General features: G+C 66.8%; 12 protein-coding genes. 6 read left to right on the plus strand and 6 right to left on the minus strand.

The features are described 5' to 3' along the window. The first annotated feature begins 15 nt into the window (after positions 1-15). The 4 genes from rpoB to ABDK56_RS04565 all read left to right on the plus strand — a co-directional run bounded on the left by rpoB (position 16) and on the right by ABDK56_RS04565 (position 11577). Entirely contained in the window at positions 16-4179 is a 4164-nt protein-coding gene (gene rpoB / locus ABDK56_RS04550) for a DNA-directed RNA polymerase subunit beta (RefSeq protein ID WP_349806954.1), read from the plus strand. A gap of 56 nt (positions 4180-4235) precedes the next feature. Then, complete coding sequence (rpoC, locus tag ABDK56_RS04555) at positions 4236-8507, plus strand: DNA-directed RNA polymerase subunit beta' (RefSeq protein ID WP_349806955.1); 4272 nt, start codon at positions 4236-4238, stop codon at positions 8505-8507. 146 nt (positions 8508-8653) lie between these two features. After that, positions 8654-8992, plus strand: coding sequence for an energy transducer TonB (locus ABDK56_RS04560; RefSeq protein ID WP_349806956.1), 339 nt, complete (start codon positions 8654-8656; stop codon positions 8990-8992). 113 nt (positions 8993-9105) lie between these two features. Next, positions 9106-11577: a DUF305 domain-containing protein gene (locus ABDK56_RS04565; protein ID WP_349806957.1), complete on the plus strand. Its 2472-nt coding sequence runs from the start codon at positions 9106-9108 to the stop codon at positions 11575-11577. Positions 11578-11666: 89 nt separating this feature from the next. Here the strand turns inward: ABDK56_RS04565 and ABDK56_RS04570 are convergent, their stop codons facing one another. The 3 genes from ABDK56_RS04570 to ABDK56_RS04580 form a co-directional block, all read right to left on the minus strand. Next, positions 11667-11795, minus strand: a complete 129-nt coding sequence (locus ABDK56_RS04570; RefSeq protein ID WP_349806958.1) for an entericidin EcnA/B family protein — start codon at positions 11793-11795, stop codon at positions 11667-11669. A 34-nt stretch (positions 11796-11829) separates the two neighbouring features. Next, a complete protein-coding gene (locus ABDK56_RS04575) occupies positions 11830-11958 on the minus strand; it encodes an entericidin EcnAB (RefSeq protein ID WP_349806959.1) in 129 nt (42 codons plus the stop codon). Positions 11959-12034: 76 nt separating this feature from the next. Further along, positions 12035-12844 (minus strand): thymidylate synthase, encoded by an 810-nt coding sequence (locus ABDK56_RS04580; RefSeq protein WP_349806960.1) that lies wholly within the window; start codon positions 12842-12844, stop codon positions 12035-12037. A gap of 106 nt (positions 12845-12950) precedes the next feature. Between ABDK56_RS04580 and ABDK56_RS04585 the strand changes: the two genes are divergently transcribed. After that, positions 12951-13355: a JAB domain-containing protein gene (locus ABDK56_RS04585; RefSeq protein WP_349806961.1), complete on the plus strand. Its 405-nt coding sequence runs from the start codon at positions 12951-12953 to the stop codon at positions 13353-13355. Positions 13356-13487: 132 nt separating this feature from the next. Beyond that, entirely contained in the window at positions 13488-14210 is a 723-nt protein-coding gene (locus ABDK56_RS04590) for a VIT1/CCC1 transporter family protein (RefSeq protein ID WP_349806962.1), read from the plus strand. Positions 14211-14239: 29 nt separating this feature from the next. Here ABDK56_RS04590 and ABDK56_RS04595 read toward each other — a convergent pair whose 3' ends face one another. Genes ABDK56_RS04595 through ABDK56_RS04605 form a run of 3 tightly spaced genes read right to left on the minus strand, consistent with a single transcriptional unit; the run spans position 14240 to position 18664 of the window. Further along, positions 14240-14941 (minus strand): class I SAM-dependent methyltransferase, encoded by a 702-nt coding sequence (locus tag ABDK56_RS04595; RefSeq protein ID WP_502959265.1) that lies wholly within the window; start codon positions 14939-14941, stop codon positions 14240-14242. Beyond that, entirely contained in the window at positions 14925-16052 is a 1128-nt protein-coding gene (prfB, locus tag ABDK56_RS04600; protein ID WP_349806963.1) for a peptide chain release factor 2, read from the minus strand. Before prfB ends, ABDK56_RS04595 begins: the two co-directional genes overlap by 17 nt. Before the next feature lie 35 nt (positions 16053-16087). Beyond that, positions 16088-18664, minus strand: coding sequence for a penicillin-binding protein 1A (locus ABDK56_RS04605; RefSeq protein WP_349806964.1), 2577 nt, complete (start codon positions 18662-18664; stop codon positions 16088-16090). Positions 18665-18682: the final 18 nt, after the last annotated feature.

The raw sequence follows: 18682 nt of genomic DNA on the forward strand, positions 1-18682 counted from the left end.
AGCGCAGGACGACCCATGGCGACCCAGAGCAAAGACGTGCCGACGATGGCCCGCATGACCAAGCAGCGCCGCATCCGCAAGATCTTCGGCAACATCCACGAGATCAGCGAGATGCCGAACCTGATCGAGGTCCAGCGCGAGTCCTACGAGCAGTTCCTTCGCTCGGACCCGTCGATCGGCTATGTCTCGGGGCTCGAAAAGACGCTCCGCGGCGTGTTCCCGATCCAGGATTTCGCCGGCACCGCGCATCTCGACTTCGACCATTACGTCCTCGAGGATCCGAAGTTCGACACCGACGAGTGCCGCCAGCGCGGGCTGACCTACGCCGCGCCGATGCGCGTGACACTGCGCCTGACCACCTTCGAAATCGATCCCGACACCGAGGCCAAGTCGGTGATCGATATCAAGGAGCAGGACGTCTACATGGGCGACATGCCGCTGATGACGGGCAACGGCACCTTCATCATCAACGGCACCGAGCGCGTGATCGTCAGCCAGATGCACCGCTCGCCGGGCGTGCTGTTCGATCATGACCGCGGCAAGACTCACGCCAGCGGCAAGTATCTCTTCGCCGCGCGGGTGATCCCGTACCGCGGCTCGTGGCTCGACTTTGAGTTCGACGCCAAGGACATCGTCAACGTCCGCATCGACCGCAAGCGCAAGCTGCCGGTGACCGCGCTGCTCCACGCGCTCGGCCTGTCGAGCGAGGAGATCCTCAACACCTTCTACAAGAAACTGAGCTACGTCCGCGGCAAGAACGGCTGGCAGGTGCCTTACACCGCCGAGGGCTGGCGCGGGCAGAAGCCGAACCACGACGTGGTCGACGCCGACAGCGGCGAGGTCATCTTCAAGGCGCACGAAAAGATCACCCCGCGCCGCGCCAACGCGGCGGGCAAGGACGGCGTCAAGAACGTCATCATCCCGACCGAGGAAATCTTCGGCCGCTTCTCGGCCTACGACCTCATCAACGAGAAGACCGGCGAGATCTACATCGAGGCGGGCGACGAGGTCAGCGCCGAGAACCTCGAGAAGCTCGACAAGGCCGGCGTCGACCGGCTCGAGCTGCTCGACATCGATTACATCAACACCGGCCCGTGGATCCGCAACACGCTGAAGGCCGACAAGAGCGAGGACGGCGACAGCGCGCTGTCGGACATCTACCGCGTCATGCGCCCGGGCGAGCCGCCGACCCGCGAGACCGCCGACGCGCTGTTCTACGGCCTGTTCTTCGACCCCGAGCGCTACGACCTGTCGGCGGTCGGCCGGGTCAAGCTCAACATGCGCCTCGGCCTCGACGCCGAGGACACGGTCACCACGCTGCGCCGCGAGGACATCATCGCGGTGGTGCAGGAGCTGGTGAACCTGAAGGACGGCAAGGGCGAGATCGACGATATCGACAACCTCGCCAACCGCCGCGTCCGCTCGGTCGGCGAGTTGCTGGAGAACCAGTATCGCGTCGGGCTGCTGCGCATGGAGCGCGCGGTCAAGGAGCGGATGAGCAGCGTCGACGTGTCGACGGTGATGCCCAACGACCTGATCAACGCCAAGCCCGCGGTCGCCGCGGTGCGCGAGTTCTTCGGTTCTTCGCAGCTGTCGCAGTTCATGGACCAGACCAACCCGCTGTCCGAAGTCACCCACAAGCGCCGCGTCTCGGCGCTCGGGCCGGGCGGCCTTACCCGTGAGCGTGCCGGCTTCGAAGTCCGCGACGTCCACCCGACCCATTATGGCCGGATCTGCCCGATCGAGACTCCCGAAGGCCCGAACATCGGCCTGATCAACAGCCTCGCGAGCTTCAGCCGGGTCAACAAGTATGGCTTCATCGAGACTCCGTACCGCAAGGTGATCGACGGCAAGGTCAGCGACCAGGTCGTTTACCTGTCGGCAATGGAGGAGCAGAAGCACACCATCGCGCAGGCCAACGCCGAGCTGGACGCCAAGGGCGGGTTCGCCGAGGAAATCGTCTCGAGCCGCCGCAACGGCGACTTCCTGATGGCGCCGCGTGACACCATCACGCTGATGGACGTCAGCCCCAAGCAGCTTGTGTCGGTCGCCGCCTCGCTGATCCCGTTCCTCGAGAACGACGACGCCAACCGCGCGCTGATGGGCTCGAACATGCAGCGCCAGGCGGTGCCGCTGATCAAGGCCGACGCGCCGCTGGTCGGGACCGGGATGGAAGAGACGGTCGCCCGCGATTCGGGCGCGGCGATCGCCGCGCGCCGGCCGGGCGTGGTCGACCAGGTCGACGCGACCCGCATCGTCGTCCGCGCGACCGGCGAACTGAAGGCCGGCGAGTCGGGCGTCGACATCTACACGCTGATGAAGTTCCAGCGCTCGAACCAGTCGACCTGCATCAACCAGCGTCCGCTGGTGAAGGTCGGCGACACGGTCGGCGCGGGCGAGATCATCGCCGACGGTCCCTCGACGCAGTTCGGTGAGCTCGCGCTCGGCCGCAACGTGCTCGTCGCGTTCATGCCGTGGAACGGCTACAACTATGAGGACTCGATCCTCATTTCCGAGCGCATCGTGAAGGACGACGTGTTCACCTCGATCCACATCGAGGAGTTCGAGGTGATGGCCCGCGACACCAAGCTCGGGCCGGAAGACATCACGCGCGACATTCCGAACGTCGGCGAGGAAGCGCTGCGCAACCTCGACGAGGCGGGCATCGTCTACATCGGCGCAGAGGTCGAGCCGGGCGACATCCTCGTCGGCAAGATCACGCCGAAGGGCGAAAGCCCGATGACCCCGGAAGAAAAGCTGCTCCGCGCGATCTTCGGCGAAAAGGCGAGCGACGTTCGCGACACCTCGCTGCGGCTGCCGCCGGGCGTCGCCGGGACGATCGTCGACGTGCGCGTGTTCAACCGTCACGGCATCGACATCGACGACCGTACCCGCGCCATCCAGACCGAGGAGAAGGAGCGCCTGAAGAAGGACGCCGACGACGAACGCGGCATCCTCAACCGCGCGACCTTCGCCCGTCTGAAGGAGATGCTGATCGGCCAGACCGCGACCGCGGTGCCGAAGGGCGTCAAGAAGGGCGCGGCGATCGACGAGGCGGCGCTCGAAGAGACGCCGAAGCACGAGTGGTGGAAGATCGCGGTCAAGGACGACGCGGCGCAGGCCGACCTCGAAGCCCTGAAGGCGCAGTATGACGAGGCCGCGGCGGTGATCAACCGCCGGCTCGAGGACCGCATCGGCAAGCTCGAGGCGGGCGACGAGCTCGCGCCGGGCGTGCTCAAGATGGTCAAGGTGTTCGTCGCGGTGAAGCGCAAGCTGCAGCCGGGCGACAAGATGGCCGGCCGTCACGGCAACAAGGGCGTCATCAGCCGGATCCTTCCGGTCGAGGACATGCCGTTCCTCGAGGACGGGACCCATGCCGACATCGTGCTCAACCCGCTGGGCGTGCCGAGCCGGATGAACGTCGGGCAGATCTTCGAAACCCATCTCGGCTGGGCCGCGCGCGGCCTCGGCCAGCAGATCGGCGAGATGCTCGAGGGCATGCACGCCAAGGGCGGCGAGTTCGCGGGCAAGGACGTCAATGCGGTCAAGGCCAAGCTGAAGGACATCTACGGCGAGGCCTATGTCGGCGAGATCGACGCGCGTGACGACGCCGAGGTCATGGACCTGGCGCAGAACCTGGTCGGCGGCATCCCGATGGGCACCCCGGTGTTCGACGGCGCGCGCGAAAGCGACGTGTCCGACATGCTGGCGAAGGCCGGGATCGACACCTCGGGCCAGTCGACGCTCTATGACGGGCGCACCGGCGAGCCGTTCGACCGCAAGGTGACGCTGGGCATCATCTACATGCTCAAGCTGCACCACCTGGTCGACGACAAGATCCACGCCCGCTCGATCGGACCCTACTCGCTGGTCACCCAGCAGCCGCTGGGCGGCAAGGCGCAGTTCGGCGGCCAGCGCTTCGGCGAGATGGAGGTGTGGGCGCTCCAGGCCTATGGCGCCGCCTACACGCTGCAGGAAATGCTGACCGTGAAGTCGGACGACGTGATCGGCCGGACCAAGGTCTACGAGGCGATCGTCAAGGGCGACGACACCTTCGAGGCCGGCATCCCCGAGAGCTTCAACGTGCTGGTCAAGGAAATGCGCTCGCTCGGCCTCAACGTCGACCTCGACAGCGTCGAGGACAAGGGCGACGAGCCGACCGCGATCGCCGCCGAATAAGCCACCGAACATTCCCTTCCCTCCCGTGAAGACGGGAGGGGGTTGGAGACGACAAGATGAACGAACTGACCAACTTCGCGAACCCGGTGGCCAAGCCGGAGACCTTCGACCAGATCAAGATCGGCATCGCTTCGCCCGACAAGATCCGCTCGTGGAGCTTCGGCGAGATCAAAAAGCCGGAAACGATCAACTATCGCACGTTCAAGCCCGAGCGTGACGGCCTGTTCTGCGCGCGCATCTTCGGTCCGATCAAGGACTATGAATGCCTGTGCGGCAAGTACAAGCGGATGAAGTACAAGGGCATCGTCTGCGAAAAGTGCGGGGTCGAGGTCACCGTCTCGAAGGTCCGCCGCGAGCGGATGGGCCACATCGAGCTCGCCGCCCCGGTGGCGCACATCTGGTTCCTGAAGTCGCTGCCCAGCCGCATCGGCCTGCTGCTCGACATGCAGCTGAAGCAGCTCGAGCGCGTGCTCTACTTCGAAAGCTACATCGTCACCGAGCCGGGCCTCACCGCGCTCGAGAAGTTCCAGCTGCTGACCGAGGACGAGCTCCTCGCCGCGCAGGACGAGTATGGCGAGGACGCCTTCTCGGCCGGGATCGGCGCCGAGGCGGTCAAGCAGATGCTGACCGAGCTCGACCTCGAAGGCGAGAAAAAGGCGCTGCTCGAAGAGCTCGAGACGACCAAGTCCGAGCTCAAGCCCAAGAAGATCATCAAGCGGCTGAAGGTCGTCGAGAGCTTCCTCGAATCGGGCAACCGGCCCGAGTGGATGATCCTTGACGTCGTGCCCGTGATTCCGCCCGAGCTTCGCCCGCTGGTGCCGCTCGACGGCGGCCGCTTCGCGACGTCGGACCTCAACGATCTCTATCGCCGCGTGATCAACCGCAACAACCGCCTCAAGCGCCTGATGGAGCTGCGCGCGCCGGATATCATCGTCCGCAACGAAAAGCGCATGCTTCAGGAAGCGGTCGACGCGCTGTTCGACAACGGCCGCCGCGGCCGCACCATCACCGGCGCCAACAAGCGCCCGCTCAAGTCATTGAGCGACATGCTCAAGGGCAAGCAGGGCCGCTTCCGGCAGAACCTGCTCGGCAAGCGCGTCGACTATTCGGGCCGTTCGGTCATCGTCACCGGGCCGGAGCTCAAGCTCCACCAGTGCGGACTGCCGAAGAAGATGGCGCTCGAGCTGTTCAAGCCGTTCATCTACTCGCGGCTCGACGCCAAGGGTCTGTCGATGACCCTCAAGCAGGCCAAGAAGTGGGTCGAAAAGGAGCGCAAGGAAGTCTGGGACATCCTGGATGAAGTCATCCGTGAGCACCCGGTCCTCCTCAACCGCGCGCCGACGCTTCACCGCCTCGGCATCCAGGCGTTCGAGCCGGTGCTGATCGAGGGCAAGGCGATCCAGCTCCACCCGCTGGTCTGCTCGGCGTTCAACGCCGACTTCGACGGCGACCAGATGGCGGTCCACGTGCCGCTCTCGCTGGAAGCGCAGCTCGAGGCGCGCGTGCTCATGATGAGCACCAACAACATCCTCTCGCCCGCCAACGGCAAGCCGATCATCGTGCCCTCGCAGGACATGGTGCTGGGTCTCTATTACCTGTCGATGGAAAAGGAAGGCGAGCCGGGCGAGAACTCGATCCTCGCCGACATGACCGAGGTGCACCAGGCGCTCGCCGCCGGGGCGGTGACGCTCCACACCAAGATCATCAGCCGGGTCCCGCAGACCGACGAGGGCGGCAACCAGTACATGATGCGGGTCGAGACGACCCCGGGCCGGATGCTGCTCGGCGAAACGCTGCCCAGGTCGCACAAGGTGCCGTTCAAGACGGTCAACCGGCTGCTGACCAAGAAGGACATCGGCGACGTCATCGACGAGGTCTATCGCCACACCGGCCAGAAGGAGACGGTGCTGTTCGCCGACGCCATCATGGGGCTCGGTTTCCGCCACGCGTTCAAGGCGGGCATCAGCTTCGGCAAGGACGACATGGTCATCCCGGCCGAAAAGGAAAAGCTGGTCGACGAGACCCGCGCGCTGGTGAAGGACTATGAGCAGCAGTACCAGGACGGCCTGATCACCCAGCAGGAAAAGTACAACAAGGTGATCGACGCCTGGAGCCGTTGCGGCGACCAGGTCGCCAACGCGATGATGAAGGAAATCTCGTCGGTCAAGAAGGGCGAGAACGGGCGCGAGCTGCCGACCAACTCGATCTACATGATGGCCCATTCGGGCGCGCGTGGCTCGCAGGCGCAGATCAAGCAGCTCGCCGGCATGCGCGGGCTGATGGCCAAGCCGTCGGGCGAGATCATCGAGACCCCGATCATCTCGAACTTCAAGGAGGGCCTGACCGTCCTTGAATACTTCAACTCGACCCACGGCGCCCGCAAGGGTCTGGCCGACACCGCGCTCAAGACGGCGAACTCGGGCTACCTGACCCGCCGCCTCGTCGACGTGTCGCAGGACGCGGTGATCGTCGAGGAGGATTGCGGGACCGACCGAGCGCTCGAGATGCGCGCGATCGTCCAGGGCGGCGCGGTGATCGCCTCGCTCGCCGACCGCGTGCTCGGCCGCACCACCGCCGAGGACATCGTCGATGCCAAGACCGGCGAGACGATCATCAAGGAAGGCGTGCTGCTCGACGAGCCGATGGTCGCCAAGCTGGAAGAGATCGGCGTGCAGGGGATCAAGATCCGCTCGCCGCTGATCTGCGCCAGCCGCCAGGGCGTGTGCGGCAAGTGCTACGGGCGCGACCTCGCCCGCGGCACCCCGGTCAACATCGGCGAAGCGGTCGGCGTGATCGCGGCGCAGTCGATCGGCGAGCCGGGCACCCAGCTGACGATGCGGACCTTCCACATCGGCGGCGCGGCGCAGCTCAACGAGACCTCGAACCTCGAAGCGCCGGTCGACGGGACGATCGAGCTTCGCGACATGCCGACGATCACCGACCCGCGCGGCCGCCACGTGTCGCTGTCGCGTTCGGGCGAGCTGGCGATCCTCGACATGGACGGGCGCGAGCTGTCGACCCACCGCATCCCATATGGCGCGCACCTGCTGGTCGACAACGGCCACATCGTCAGCCGGGGCGACCGCATCGCCGAGTGGGATCCCTCGTTCAGCCCGGTGATCACCGAAAAGGCGGGTACCGTCGCCTACCAGGACCTGATCGAGAACCGCACGCTGGTCGAACAGACCGACGAGTCGACCGGCATCTCGCAGCGCGCGGTGATCGACGACCTCGCCAAGTCGAAGAAGGAGGACCTCCGTCCCCGCCTGACGCTGGCCGGAGCCGACGCCAAGGAAGCGGGTGTCTATCGCCTCGCCCCTGGCGCGGTCATCGCGGTCGAGAACGGCCAGTCGGTCGAGGCCGGCGAAGTGCTCGCCCGGATGCCGCGCGAAGCCGCCAAGACCCGCGACATCACCGGCGGTCTGCCTCGGGTGGCCGAGCTGTTCGAGGCGCGCAAGCCCAAGGAGAACGCGATCATCGCCAAGGTCTCGGGCAAGGTCACCTTCCAGAAGGACTATAAGGCCAAGCGCAAGATCGCGATCGTCCCCGAGGACGGCAGCGATCCGGTCGAATATCTGGTCCCCAAGTCGAAGGTGATCGACGTCCAGGAAGGCGACTACGTCAAGCGCGGCGACAACCTCGTCGGCGGGTCGCCCGATCCGCACGACATCCTGGAAGTGCTGGGCGTCGAGGCGCTGGCCGAATATCTCGTAAGCGAGATTCAGGAAGTCTATCGACTGCAGGGCGTGAAGATCAACGACAAGCACATCGAGGTGATCGTTCGCCAGATGCTGCAGAAGGTCGAGATCACCGACGGCGGCGACACAACGTTGCTCGCCGGCGAGCAGGTCGATCGCGAGGAGATGGACGAGCAGAACGCCAAGCTCGGCAAGGGCAAGAAGAAGGCGGAAGGCAAGCCGGTGCTGCTCGGCATCACCAAGGCGAGCCTGCAGACCCGCAGCTTCATCTCGGCCGCCTCGTTCCAGGAAACGACCCGCGTGCTCACCGAGGCGTCGGTGCAGGGTAAGGTCGATACGCTGAACGGGCTCAAGGAGAACGTCATCGTCGGTCGCCTGATCCCCGCCGGGACCGGCGCGGGCATGGACCGAATGCGGGTCACCGCGACGAGCCGCGATGCCGCCCTGCGCGCCCAGCAGCGCAAGCTGCAGGAAGCGCTGATCGCGCCGCACACCGCCGCGGAAGAACACGCCGCCGAGCTCGCCCAGAGCCCGCGCGACGCCTCGGCCACCGGTCCCGATCCGCTCGGCGAAGTCACCGCCTCGGGTCACGGCACCGACGCGGACGCCGGCGAATATCTCAACGACTAAGGGCGAAGAGCCCGCCACGGGTCCTCAGGAGAGGATGGGAGGCCGCCGTTCCGAAAGGAGCGGCGGCCTTTTCCTTCGGCGCTCTTGCCGGTCGGAAAAAAGCGTGGAAGCTGGAATTGGCGAACTTTTCAAAGAGGCCATGCGCGATGATTTTTGTGATGCTTCTTCAGGCCGCAACTGCAACGTCGCCGGCCGCTGTGCCCGTTAAGCCGAGCCAAAATTACGCATCCTTGATGAGGGACGACGACTATCCTCAGGACGCGCTCGACAAGCATGAAACGGGAACCGTCAGGTTCGCGATCGACATTGCGCCGGACGGGCGCGTCGCTCAGTGCACCATTACACAGAGCAGCGGCAGCGCCTCGCTGGACCGGCGTACCTGCGACATCATCCGCAAGCGCGCTCGCTACGCACCGCCCGTCGACTCGAATGGCAAACCGGCGACGGGGCACGATGTGTCATCGGTAAGCTGGTACTTGCCCTGAAATAGCGACGCACAGCCTTTAACGGGCCGCCGTTCCGAAAGGAGCGGCGGCCTTTTCTTTGGCGGAAAATGGGCTATTCTTAATCTCGGGCAACATCAGGACAGGGGGAAATCATGGCGCGTTGGACAAGGCGGCTTGCGGCGGGCGCCGCGGCTTCATCGATCGCCTGGGCGGCACTCGGCGCGGCGCAGAGCGTGCCGATCGTCCAGCCCGGCGCCCCCGGGCAGGCGGGGCGCGTGCTCACCGCCGACGAGGCGGCGCGCTACGCCAACCGCACCTTCGTCCAGGCCGACCTCGATTTCATGGCGGCGATGATCCACCACCACGCGCAGGCTCTCGAGATGACCGATCTCGCCAAGACCCGCACGAGCAACAAGGAGGTGCTTGCGGTCGCGGCGCGGATTGCCGCCTCGCAGAAGGACGAGATGAAATTCATGCGCGAATGGCTCGCCGCGCGCGGCCAGTCGGCGGCGGCCGACGCGCCGATGGCGGCGATGCCGGGGATGCCCGACATGATGATGATGGGCGCGATGAGCATGAAGGGCATGGCGACCCCGGCGCAGATGGCCGCGCTCGCCGCCGCCAAGGGGGTCGACTTCGACCGCATGTTCCTCAAGCTGATGAGCGCGCACCACGAGGGCGCGGTGCAGATGGTCGAGGATTTGCTCCACCAGCAGGGCGCCGCCTACGATCCGGTCCTGTTTCAGTTCACCAGCGACGTCAGCAACGAGCAGACCGCCGAGATCAAGCGAATGGCCGAGCTTGCCGCGACGCTGTCGACCGATCCGCGCGACCGGCTGAAGGCGGGTTTCCGCGATGCCGGGATCGCGGCGTCGAACATGGCGCTGGTGACCTCGCTGCCGCGCCCGGCGGGCTTCTTCGACCCGCAGAACCCCGCCGACCTGCCCCCGCCGATGGCGACCAAGGGCGTCAAGGCGAGCGCCAACCTGACCCGCGTCAGCGCAAGCCCGAAGCCCGCCGCGAAGGGGAAGAAGGTCGCCGATGCCCCGGCAAGCGATCGCTGGCCGCTTAACCTGTTCATGCAAAGCGACATGGCGTTTCGCGGAGACACGCTGTTCGTCGGCAATTTCCACGGCATCAACATGTACCGGCTCGGCACCGACGGAGTGCCGGTTCACGCCGGATCGCTGGTCTGCCCGGGCGGGCAGGACGACGTGTCGGTGGTCGGCAATCTGCTGATCGCCTCGGTCGAAATGCCCAACGGGCGGGTCGACTGCGGCACCCAGGGGGTCAAGGGCGACGTCAGCAAGGAGCGGTTCCGCGGAATCCGCATCTACGACATCTCCGACCTCGCCAACCCGCGCCAGGTCGGACAGGTCCAGACCTGCCGCGGATCGCACACCCATTCGGTGGTCAAGGGGCCCGAGGGCGACGGCAAGATCCTCGTTTACGTTTCGGGCACCGCCGGGGTCCGCAAGGCGGCCGAACTGGCGGGCTGCGTCGCGCTGCCCTCGGCCAATTCGAGCCGGTTCAGGATCGACATCGTCGAGATACCGGTCGCCAATCCGGCCGCGGCGCGAATCGTCGACAGCCCGGCGGTGTTCGCCGATTTGAAAACCGGCGAGCTCGCCGGGCTCTGGCAGGGCGGGAACCACGGAGACGGCACGCAGGAAACCAGCGTCACCGACCAGTGCCACGACATCACCGTCTTCCCGTCGCGCAAGCTCGCCGCTGGTGCCTGTTCGGGCAACGGCATCCTGCTCGACATTTCGGATCCGCGGCACCCGAAGCGGATCGACGCGGTGACCGACCCGGGCTTCGCCTACTGGCATTCGGCGACCTTCAACAATGACGGAACCAAGGTCATCTTCACCGACGAATGGGGCGGCGGGATGCGCCCGCGCTGCCAGATTTCGGACCCGCGCAACTATGGCGCCGACGCGCTCTACGACATGGTCGACGGCAAGCTGGTGCGGCGCGGCACCTACAAGCTGCCGTCGGTCCAGACCGAGACCGAGAATTGCGTCGCGCACAACGGCTCGATCGTCCCGGTCCCCGGCCGCGACATCATGGTCCAGGCGTGGTACCAGGGCGGCATCTCGGTATTCGACTTCACCGACGCGACCAGGCCGACCGAGATCGCCTCGTTCGACCGCGGGCCGATGGATGCCAAGCGGCTCGTGCTCGGCGGCGACTGGTCGGCCTATTATTACAAGGGCAAGATCTACGCGACCGAGATCATCCGCGGGCTCGACGTGCTCGAGTTGAAGCCGAGCGCCTCGCTCAGCGCCAACGAGATCGCGGCGGCGGCGCTCGCTTCCTACAACAATGACACCTTCAATCCGCAGGACCAGCACCCGGTGAGCTGGCCCGCGGTGCCGGTCGTCGCGCGCGCCTATGCCGACCAGCTGCGGCGAGGGGGGGCGCTCGACGCGAGCTACGACCAGCGACTCGCGGCGGCACTGGCCGAGGCCGACACCCGGCTCGGCGCGGGCGGCAAGGACGGCGCGCTCGCCGCGCGGCTCAAGGCGCTGGCGGCGGAAGCGTCGACCGCGCCCGCGGACGCCGCCCGCCATGCCGCGCTCGCGGCCGTGCTCGGGCAGATCGCGGCGCGTCTCTCCTGATCGCGCCCTAAGTTCGAAAAAAAGCCCCGCCGGATCGCGATCCGGCGGGGCTATTTTATCGCCAGTGGGCGACGAAAGACCGTCAGGCCTTAGTGCATCGCGTTCTGGGTCGCGTTGGCGGCCGAGTTCATGTCCTTGGCGACACCGTGAACGGTGTTGCAGGCGGCGATGGTGAGACCCGCGCCGATCAGCGCGAACGTTATGATCTGACGAACCATGAATACTACTCCCTGACGCTAGTTTGCCCGAGGCTTACTTCATCGCGTTTTCGGTGGTGTTCGCGACCGAGTTGACGTCGGCGGCGGCGCCACGAACCGTGTTGCAGGCGGCGGCGGTGAGACCGAGGCCGATCAGGGCGATGGTGGTGAGCTTGCGAACCATGGGACACTTCCTCCGTTAAAACCCAGGGATGAACGCAGATGGCACGGCTTGGTGCCATTGCGAAGCCGAAATGTTCCTAGACCGCGACGGGCGCCGAAATATGCGGATGCGGAACATAGGACTCGAAGGCGAAATCGTCGGGTTCGTAGCCGAACAGATCCTGTCCGCGGTCGCGGATCACCAGCGTCGGCAAGGGCCGCGGGTCGCGCGAGAGCTGGGTCTTCGCCTGTTCGAGATGGTTCGAATAGAGGTGAACGTCGCCGCCGGTCCACACGAAGGTCCCCGGCTCGAGCCCGCATTCGCGCGCGAGCATGTGGGTCAGCAGCGCGTAGCTGGCGATGTTGAACGGCACGCCGAGGAAATAGTCGGCGCTGCGCTGATAGAGCTGGAGGTTCAAACGGCGAATACCGTCGTTTCCGGCGGCGACCTGCGTCTGGAACAGGCAATGGCACGGGGCGAGCGCCATCCGCCCGATTTCCCCCGGGTTCCACGCGGTAACGATCTGCCGCCGCGACGCGGGATCGTTGCGGATCTGGTCGAGCAGCCCCGCGATCTGGTCGATATGGCGTCCGTCCGCGCTTTCCCAGTCGCGCCACTGCTTGCCGTAGACCGGGCCGAGGTCGCCCGCCTCGTCCGCCCACTCATCCCAGATGCTGACCTTGCGCTCCTGCAGCCAGCGGACATTGGTGTCGCCGCGCAAGAACCAGAGCAGCTCGACGATAATTGATCGGATATGGAGCTTTTTCGTCGTCAGCAGCGGGAAGCCCCGCGCGAGGTCGAACCGCAGCTGCGCCCCGAACAGGCTAAGCGTCCCGGTACCGGTGCGGTCGTCCTGCACGACGCCCTCGTCGAGGATCCGCTGCATCAAGTCGAGATAGGATTGCATCGCGGCACCTTGCGGCCCGCCGCGCGCCGCGTCCAGCCGGATTGATCGGTCCACAGCGGATTGGATTGCCGTTGGGCCTTGCCCGTCGCCGCCATAGGCTCCCGGCATGGCGTTTCAGCGTGCCGAATCCCCGGCCCGGCTCGACGGGTACGACGCGGCGGTGGCCTTTTTCCAGGGCTGCTTCCCCGACCGTCGGGCCGGGACCGAGTCGCTGTTCGTCGCCCACCTCGACCAGCAGGCCCGATGCCTTCACCTGTCGCGCCATGTCGGCGAGGCGGGGTCGGTCGACCTGCCCGTGCGGACGATCATCGGCGATGCCGCCCGGTTCGACAGCGCGGGCGTGATCGTGGCGCATAACCACCCCAGCGGCGACGCACGGCCGAGCGCCGACGACCAGCGCGCGACCCGGCGACTGGCGGTCGCCGCCGAATCGATCGACCTGGCGGTGGTCGATCACCTCGTGTTCGGCGCGGCGGACGTCAGCAGCTTTCGCCGGATGGGGCTGCTCTAGGCGACGTCCCGGTCGGAGGGCTCGCCCGGTTCGTGAGATCGGAGGACAAGCCCTGTCGCCAGCATCGGCTATCGCATCGATGGAACGCTATCGGCCGGGCGGGATTTAGCCAGCACCCAGCCGGAGCCCGCCATGACTGCCCAAGCCGACCCTGCCGAGCCCAACGCCGGCACCGAGCATTACGTCAATCGATCGGGGTGGCTGCGGGCGGCGGTGCTCGGGGCGAACGACGGGCTATTGTCGACCGGCAGCCTGATGATCGGCGTCGCCGCCGCCTCGGTCTCGGCCCAACATTTGATTCTCACCGGGGTCGCCGGAATCGCGGCGGGGGCGATGTCGATGGCCGCGGGCGAATATGTCTCGGTGTCGAGCCAGGCCGACATCGAGCGTTCCGAGCTCGCGCGCGAGAAGCAGTCGCTCGCCAACGACCCCGAGGGCGAGCAGGCGCAACTCGCCAAGGTTTACGAGGAGCGCGGGGTCAAGCCCGAGCTTGCCGAAAAGGTCGCCGAGCAGCTCAGCGCCGAAGACGCGCTGGCGGCGCACGCCCGCGACGAGCTCGGCATCACCGACGAGTTGAGCGCCAACCCGATCCAGGCGGCGATCGCCTCGGCGGCGAGCTTCCTTGTCGGCGGTGCGGCGCCGCTCATTACCGCGCTGCTCGTCCGCGGCCCTGCCGTGGTCTGGGCGATCCCGGCGGTGACCGTCGTCGTCCTCGCGATCCTCGGTGCGCTCGGCGCGAAGACCGGCGGCGCGCCGCTGCTCAAGGGAACGGTCCGCGTGGTGGTGTTCGGGACGATCGCGATGGCGGTGACCGCGCTCGTCGGGCGGCTGTTCGCGGGCGTTACCGGTATCTAGCCAGCGGCTTGACGGCTCGCGGCGACCCGTCAGCTATCGGGCCGCTCGCACGGTTTGATCGCTCCCGGCGCCGGCTTCGGCCCGGCGATGGTGAATCGGGTGACGAAGGAGTCGCCGCCGTTGAGGACATTATACCCGCTGGCATGGAGGTTGAGCGCCGCCATTTCGCACGCCAGCCGCGCGGGCGGGATGCCGTGGCGGTTGGTCGGCCGGTCGGCGTCGACCACGACGATCTCGCCCCCCGGCTTGAGCCCGTCGCGCAGGTGCCACAGGAAGGCGTAGGGGCTGGTCACCTCGTGGTACATGTGCACGAGGAAGATACGATCGAAGGTGCCCGCGGGAAGCTTGGGATCGTCGGGCGTGCCGAGCCGGACCGCGACATTGTCGAGCCCCTCGTGCTGGACCCGCTGGGCGAGCCGGTCGATTATCCCGGCGTCGATGTCCTCGGCCAGGATGCGCCCGGTCTTGCCGACCGCGGGGGCGAGGCGGACGGTGTAATAGCCCTCCCCCGCCCCGATGTCCGCGACCATCATTCCCGGCGCGACCCTGGCCAGCCGCATCACCTCCTCGGCCTCACCGAGCCGGTCGCGCGCGTCCTCGGTCGAGAACTGGTCGCTGACCACCGGTGCGACGTCGCGCCCGGCGGGCGGAAATGCAATGTCCTGTTGCCGGCGACATCCCGCCAGCAGCGCGACCGCGAAAAGCAGCGCGTGCTTAGTCGACGTCTTCAACGTCCACTTTCTCGCCGGTCACCCGCTGTGACAGCGCCGCCGCCATGAAGCGGTCGAGGTCGCCGTCGAGCACGTCGCCCGGCGCGGTCGAGGTGACCCCGGTGCGCAGGTCCTTGACCAGCTGGTAGGGCTGGAGGACGTAGCTGCGGATCTGGTGGCCCCAGCCGATGTCGGTCTTGGCGGCGTTCGCGGCGTTGGCCTCGGCCTCGCGCTTCTGCAGCTCGTTTTCGTACAGGCGTGCCTTGAGCTGCTTCATCGCCGAGGCGCGGTTCTTGTGCTGGCTCCGCTCGTTCTGGCAGGCGACGACGATCCCAGTCGGCAGGTGGGTGATGCGGACCGCCGAGTCGGTCGTGTTGACGTGCTGGCCTCCCGCCCCGCTGGCGCGGTAGGTGTCGATCCTGAGGTCGCCTTCGTTGACCTCGATCTCGATGTCGTCGTCGACCTCGGGGTAGACCCAGACGCTGGCGAAGCTGGTGTGGCGGCGCGCCGAGCTGTCGTAGGGCGAGATGCGCACGAGGCGGTGCACCCCGCCCTCGACCTTGAGGTTGCCGTAGGCATTCTCGCCCTTCAGCAGGATCGTCGCCGACTTTATCCCCGCCTGCTCGCCCGAATGATGGTCGACCATCTCGACCTTCATCCCGTGGCGTTCGCCCCAGCGGGTATACATTCGCAGCAGCATCGAGGCCCAGTCGTTGCTCTCGGTCCCGCCGGCGCCCGAGTTGATCTCGACATAGCTGTTGTTGGCGTCGGCCTCGCCCGCCAGCAACGCGGCGATTTTGTCCTTTTCGGCGCGGCGGGCAAGCTCGTCGAGCGCGCGCACCCCGTCGTCGACCAGCGCCGCGTCGCCCTCGGCCTCGGCCATTTCGATCAGCTCGACCGTGTCGGCGAGCTCGGTTTCCAGCTTGGTGGTCGCGCCGATCGCCTCCTCTAGCCGGCGACGCTCGCGCATCACTTCCTGCGCCGCCTTGGGATCGTCCCACAGCGTCGGGTCCTCGACCCGCGCGTTAAGCTCGCCGAGCCGCTTGTTGGCGCGGTCCCAGTCGAGGAAGCGGCGCAGCAGCTGCGTCGCGGCGTTGACCTGGTCGATCGATGTCTGCGCTTCGGCGCGCATGGAATAAGCTTTCCGTTCCTGTTCGAACCGGCGGGTTAGTAGATGCCGCCCTGCCTTTGCAAGAAGTCGGCGCTGTCGGCGGGCTTGGCCTTGGGCCTGGGCGCCGGCTTCTTCGGGGCGGCGCGCGGCTTGCCGAAGGCGTCGAGCCCGAGGCTGCCGGTGCCGGTCTCGTCGGCCTCGCCGGTGTCGGTCGAGATGCTGGCGCTTCGGCGGAAGCTGCGGCGCGGCTCAGTTTCGGGCTGGAACGCTTCCCAGATCACCGACGACTTGGGATCCTCGTCGGTCGGGAAGGTGCCGAACACGCGCTTGCCGGTGACCCGGTCGATGCGGACCATGCGGATTCCCGCCGGGGCGACGAACGGGATCTTCGGCGCATCCTTGAGCGCGACCTGCGCCCATTGCTTGAACACCGGCGCGGCGATCCGCCCGCCCTGCGCATAGCTGCCCATGGGCCGCGGATTGTCGTAGCCGAGGTAGGTGCCAGTGACGACGTCCGGGGTGCCGCCGACGAACCACACGTTGGTCGGGCCGTTGGTAGTGCCGGTCTTGCCGAACAGCGGCCGGTCGAGGTCGCGAAGCACGACCGCGGTGCCGCGCTCGATCACGCCTTCCATGATGTGGACCATCTGGTAGGCGGCCATCGCGTCGACCACCTGCTTCTGGCGAAGCGGCGGGCGCGGCATCGGCTTGCCGTCCCAGTCGGGGGCGTTGCACCCCTCCATCACCTGGCAGCGATTGTCGGTGCGATAGACGACCTTGCCGTTACGGTCCTGGACGAAGTCGATCACGCTCGGCTTCACCTGCCGCCCGCCGTTGGCGAGGATGGCATAGGCGTTGGTGATGTTCTGGACGGTGGTCTCGCCCGCACCGAGCGACACCGACAGGTAGGGATCGTATTTGCCGACCCCGAGGTCCTTGGCGGTCTCGACGATCTTGCCCATCCCGATCTGCGAGGCGGCGCGTACGGTCATCAGGTTGCGCGACTGTTCGACCCCCCAGCGCATGGTGTGCGGGCCGCCGCCGCCCTTCTCGAAATTCTTGAAGCATTTGTTGCCGAGCGCGGCGCCTTGCCAGACGCAGAACGGCCCGTCGACGATGATCGAGGCGGGGGTCATCCCGTTTTCGAGCGCGGTGGTATAGACCACCGGCTTGAACGCCGAACCCGGTTGCCGCTCGGCCTGCATCGCGCGATTGTAGGACGAGCCGATCACGTCGAACCCGCCCTGCATCGCCAGCACCCGCCCGGTGTGGACCTCCTCGGCGAGGAAGGCGCCGCCGATTTCGGGGATCGAGCGAAGCGCGTAGCTGTCCCCGCCCATCCGCTTGACGACGATCACCATGCCCGGCTTCAGATAATCGAACGCCGCCCCGCCGACCCCGCGCTTGGGCTGCACCGCGGCCGAGGCGGCAAGCGTCCCGGTCGAGCCGTCGGGAAGCCCGATCGTCGCCTGCCCGCCGCCCTTCGAAAGCACCGCCGCCTTGGTCCAGTCGGGAAAACCGGTGCCGAGCGCGAGGTTCGACAGTTGCGCGCGCCAGTCGCCGGTCGGGTCGACCGTCAGCCCGGTCTCGCGCCAGCCCTTGCCCCCGTCGAATGTCGCCAGCCCTTCGCGCAGCGCGTCGGCGGCGGCGTCCTGCATCACCGGGTTCATCGAGGTGCGAACCCACAGCCCGCCGGCATAGACGCTGTTCGGCCCGGCGTCGGCATTTTCGCCGAAGTCCTTGTTGGCGATCAGCAGGCGACGGACCCAGTCGAGATAATAGCCGCCCTGGTCGCGGAAATGGACCCCGGCGCCATAGCGGATCGTGCCCAGCGGCGTCGCCTCGGCCTCGTCGTGCTGCTGCTTGGTGATGTAGCCGTTGGCGAGCATCTCGTTGAGGACGTAGTTGCGCCGCCCGAGCGCCTTGGCGGTGGCGCGCAGCGGATCGTAGTTCGACGGTGCCTTGGGCAGCACCGCCAGATAGGCCGCCTCGGGCAGGGTCAGGTCCTGCACGTCCTTGTCGAAATAGGCGCGCGCCGCCGACTGGACGCCATAGGCGTTGCGGCCGAGGAAAATCGAATTGAGGTAGAGCTCGAGGATCTGCTGCTTGGTCAGCGTCGATTCGAGCCGGAAGGCGAGCACCGCCTCGCGCGCCTTGCGCCCGACGTTGTAGCTGTTGTCCTGCAGCAGATATTTGGCGACCTGCTGGGTGATCGTCGACCCGCCGCGCGCGCGCCCGCCGCCGGTCGCCTTCTTGAGCGAATAGTCGAACACCGCCGAGGCGAGCCCGCCGATGTCGATGCCCGAGTGCGAAAAGAAATTCTTGTCCTCGGCCGAGATGAAGGCGTGGACGACCAGCGGCGGATATTCGTTGTAGCTGAGCTCGACCCGGCGCTCGCGCGCGAAGGTGCCGACCGGGTCGCCGTCGTAACCGCGCACGTTGGTCGGCAGCGGCGGCTGGTAGGCGAGCAGCTTCTCGCTCGACGGCAGGCCGCTCGCGATCCAGATCCACAGGCAGGCGAAGAGCAGGAACAGCCCGCCCAGCCCCCACGCCGAACGGCGCACCCAGCGCCGCTGGAAATAGGGGGCGAGGCGGTCGTGGACGCGGGTGTTGAACGCGACGAGGTCGATCATGCTGCTCGGTTGTCTAGC

Origin of the sequence: Sphingomonas sp. ASV193 (genome assembly GCF_040203355.1) — a bacterium.
Taxonomy (GTDB): Bacteria; Pseudomonadota; Alphaproteobacteria; order Sphingomonadales; family Sphingomonadaceae; genus Sphingomicrobium.

Coding starts and splice junctions, on each gene's coding strand:
- rpoB (WP_349806954.1), top strand. CDS start 16: ATGGCGACCCAGAGCAAAGACGTGCCGACGATGGCCCGCATGACCAAG.
- rpoC (WP_349806955.1), top strand. CDS start 4,236: ATGAACGAACTGACCAACTTCGCGAACCCGGTGGCCAAGCCGGAGACC.
- ABDK56_RS04560 (WP_349806956.1), top strand. CDS start 8,654: ATGATTTTTGTGATGCTTCTTCAGGCCGCAACTGCAACGTCGCCGGCC.
- ABDK56_RS04565 (WP_349806957.1), top strand. CDS start 9,106: ATGGCGCGTTGGACAAGGCGGCTTGCGGCGGGCGCCGCGGCTTCATCG.
- ABDK56_RS04570 (WP_349806958.1), bottom strand. CDS start 11,795: ATGGTTCGTCAGATCATAACGTTCGCGCTGATCGGCGCGGGTCTCACC.
- ABDK56_RS04575 (WP_349806959.1), bottom strand. CDS start 11,958: ATGGTTCGCAAGCTCACCACCATCGCCCTGATCGGCCTCGGTCTCACC.
- ABDK56_RS04580 (WP_349806960.1), bottom strand. CDS start 12,844: ATGCAATCCTATCTCGACTTGATGCAGCGGATCCTCGACGAGGGCGTC.
- ABDK56_RS04585 (WP_349806961.1), top strand. CDS start 12,951: ATGGCGTTTCAGCGTGCCGAATCCCCGGCCCGGCTCGACGGGTACGAC.
- ABDK56_RS04590 (WP_349806962.1), top strand. CDS start 13,488: ATGACTGCCCAAGCCGACCCTGCCGAGCCCAACGCCGGCACCGAGCAT.
- prfB (WP_349806963.1), bottom strand. CDS start 16,052: ATGCGCGCCGAAGCGCAGACATCGATCGACCAGGTCAACGCCGCGACG.
- ABDK56_RS04605 (WP_349806964.1), bottom strand. CDS start 18,664: ATGATCGACCTCGTCGCGTTCAACACCCGCGTCCACGACCGCCTCGCC.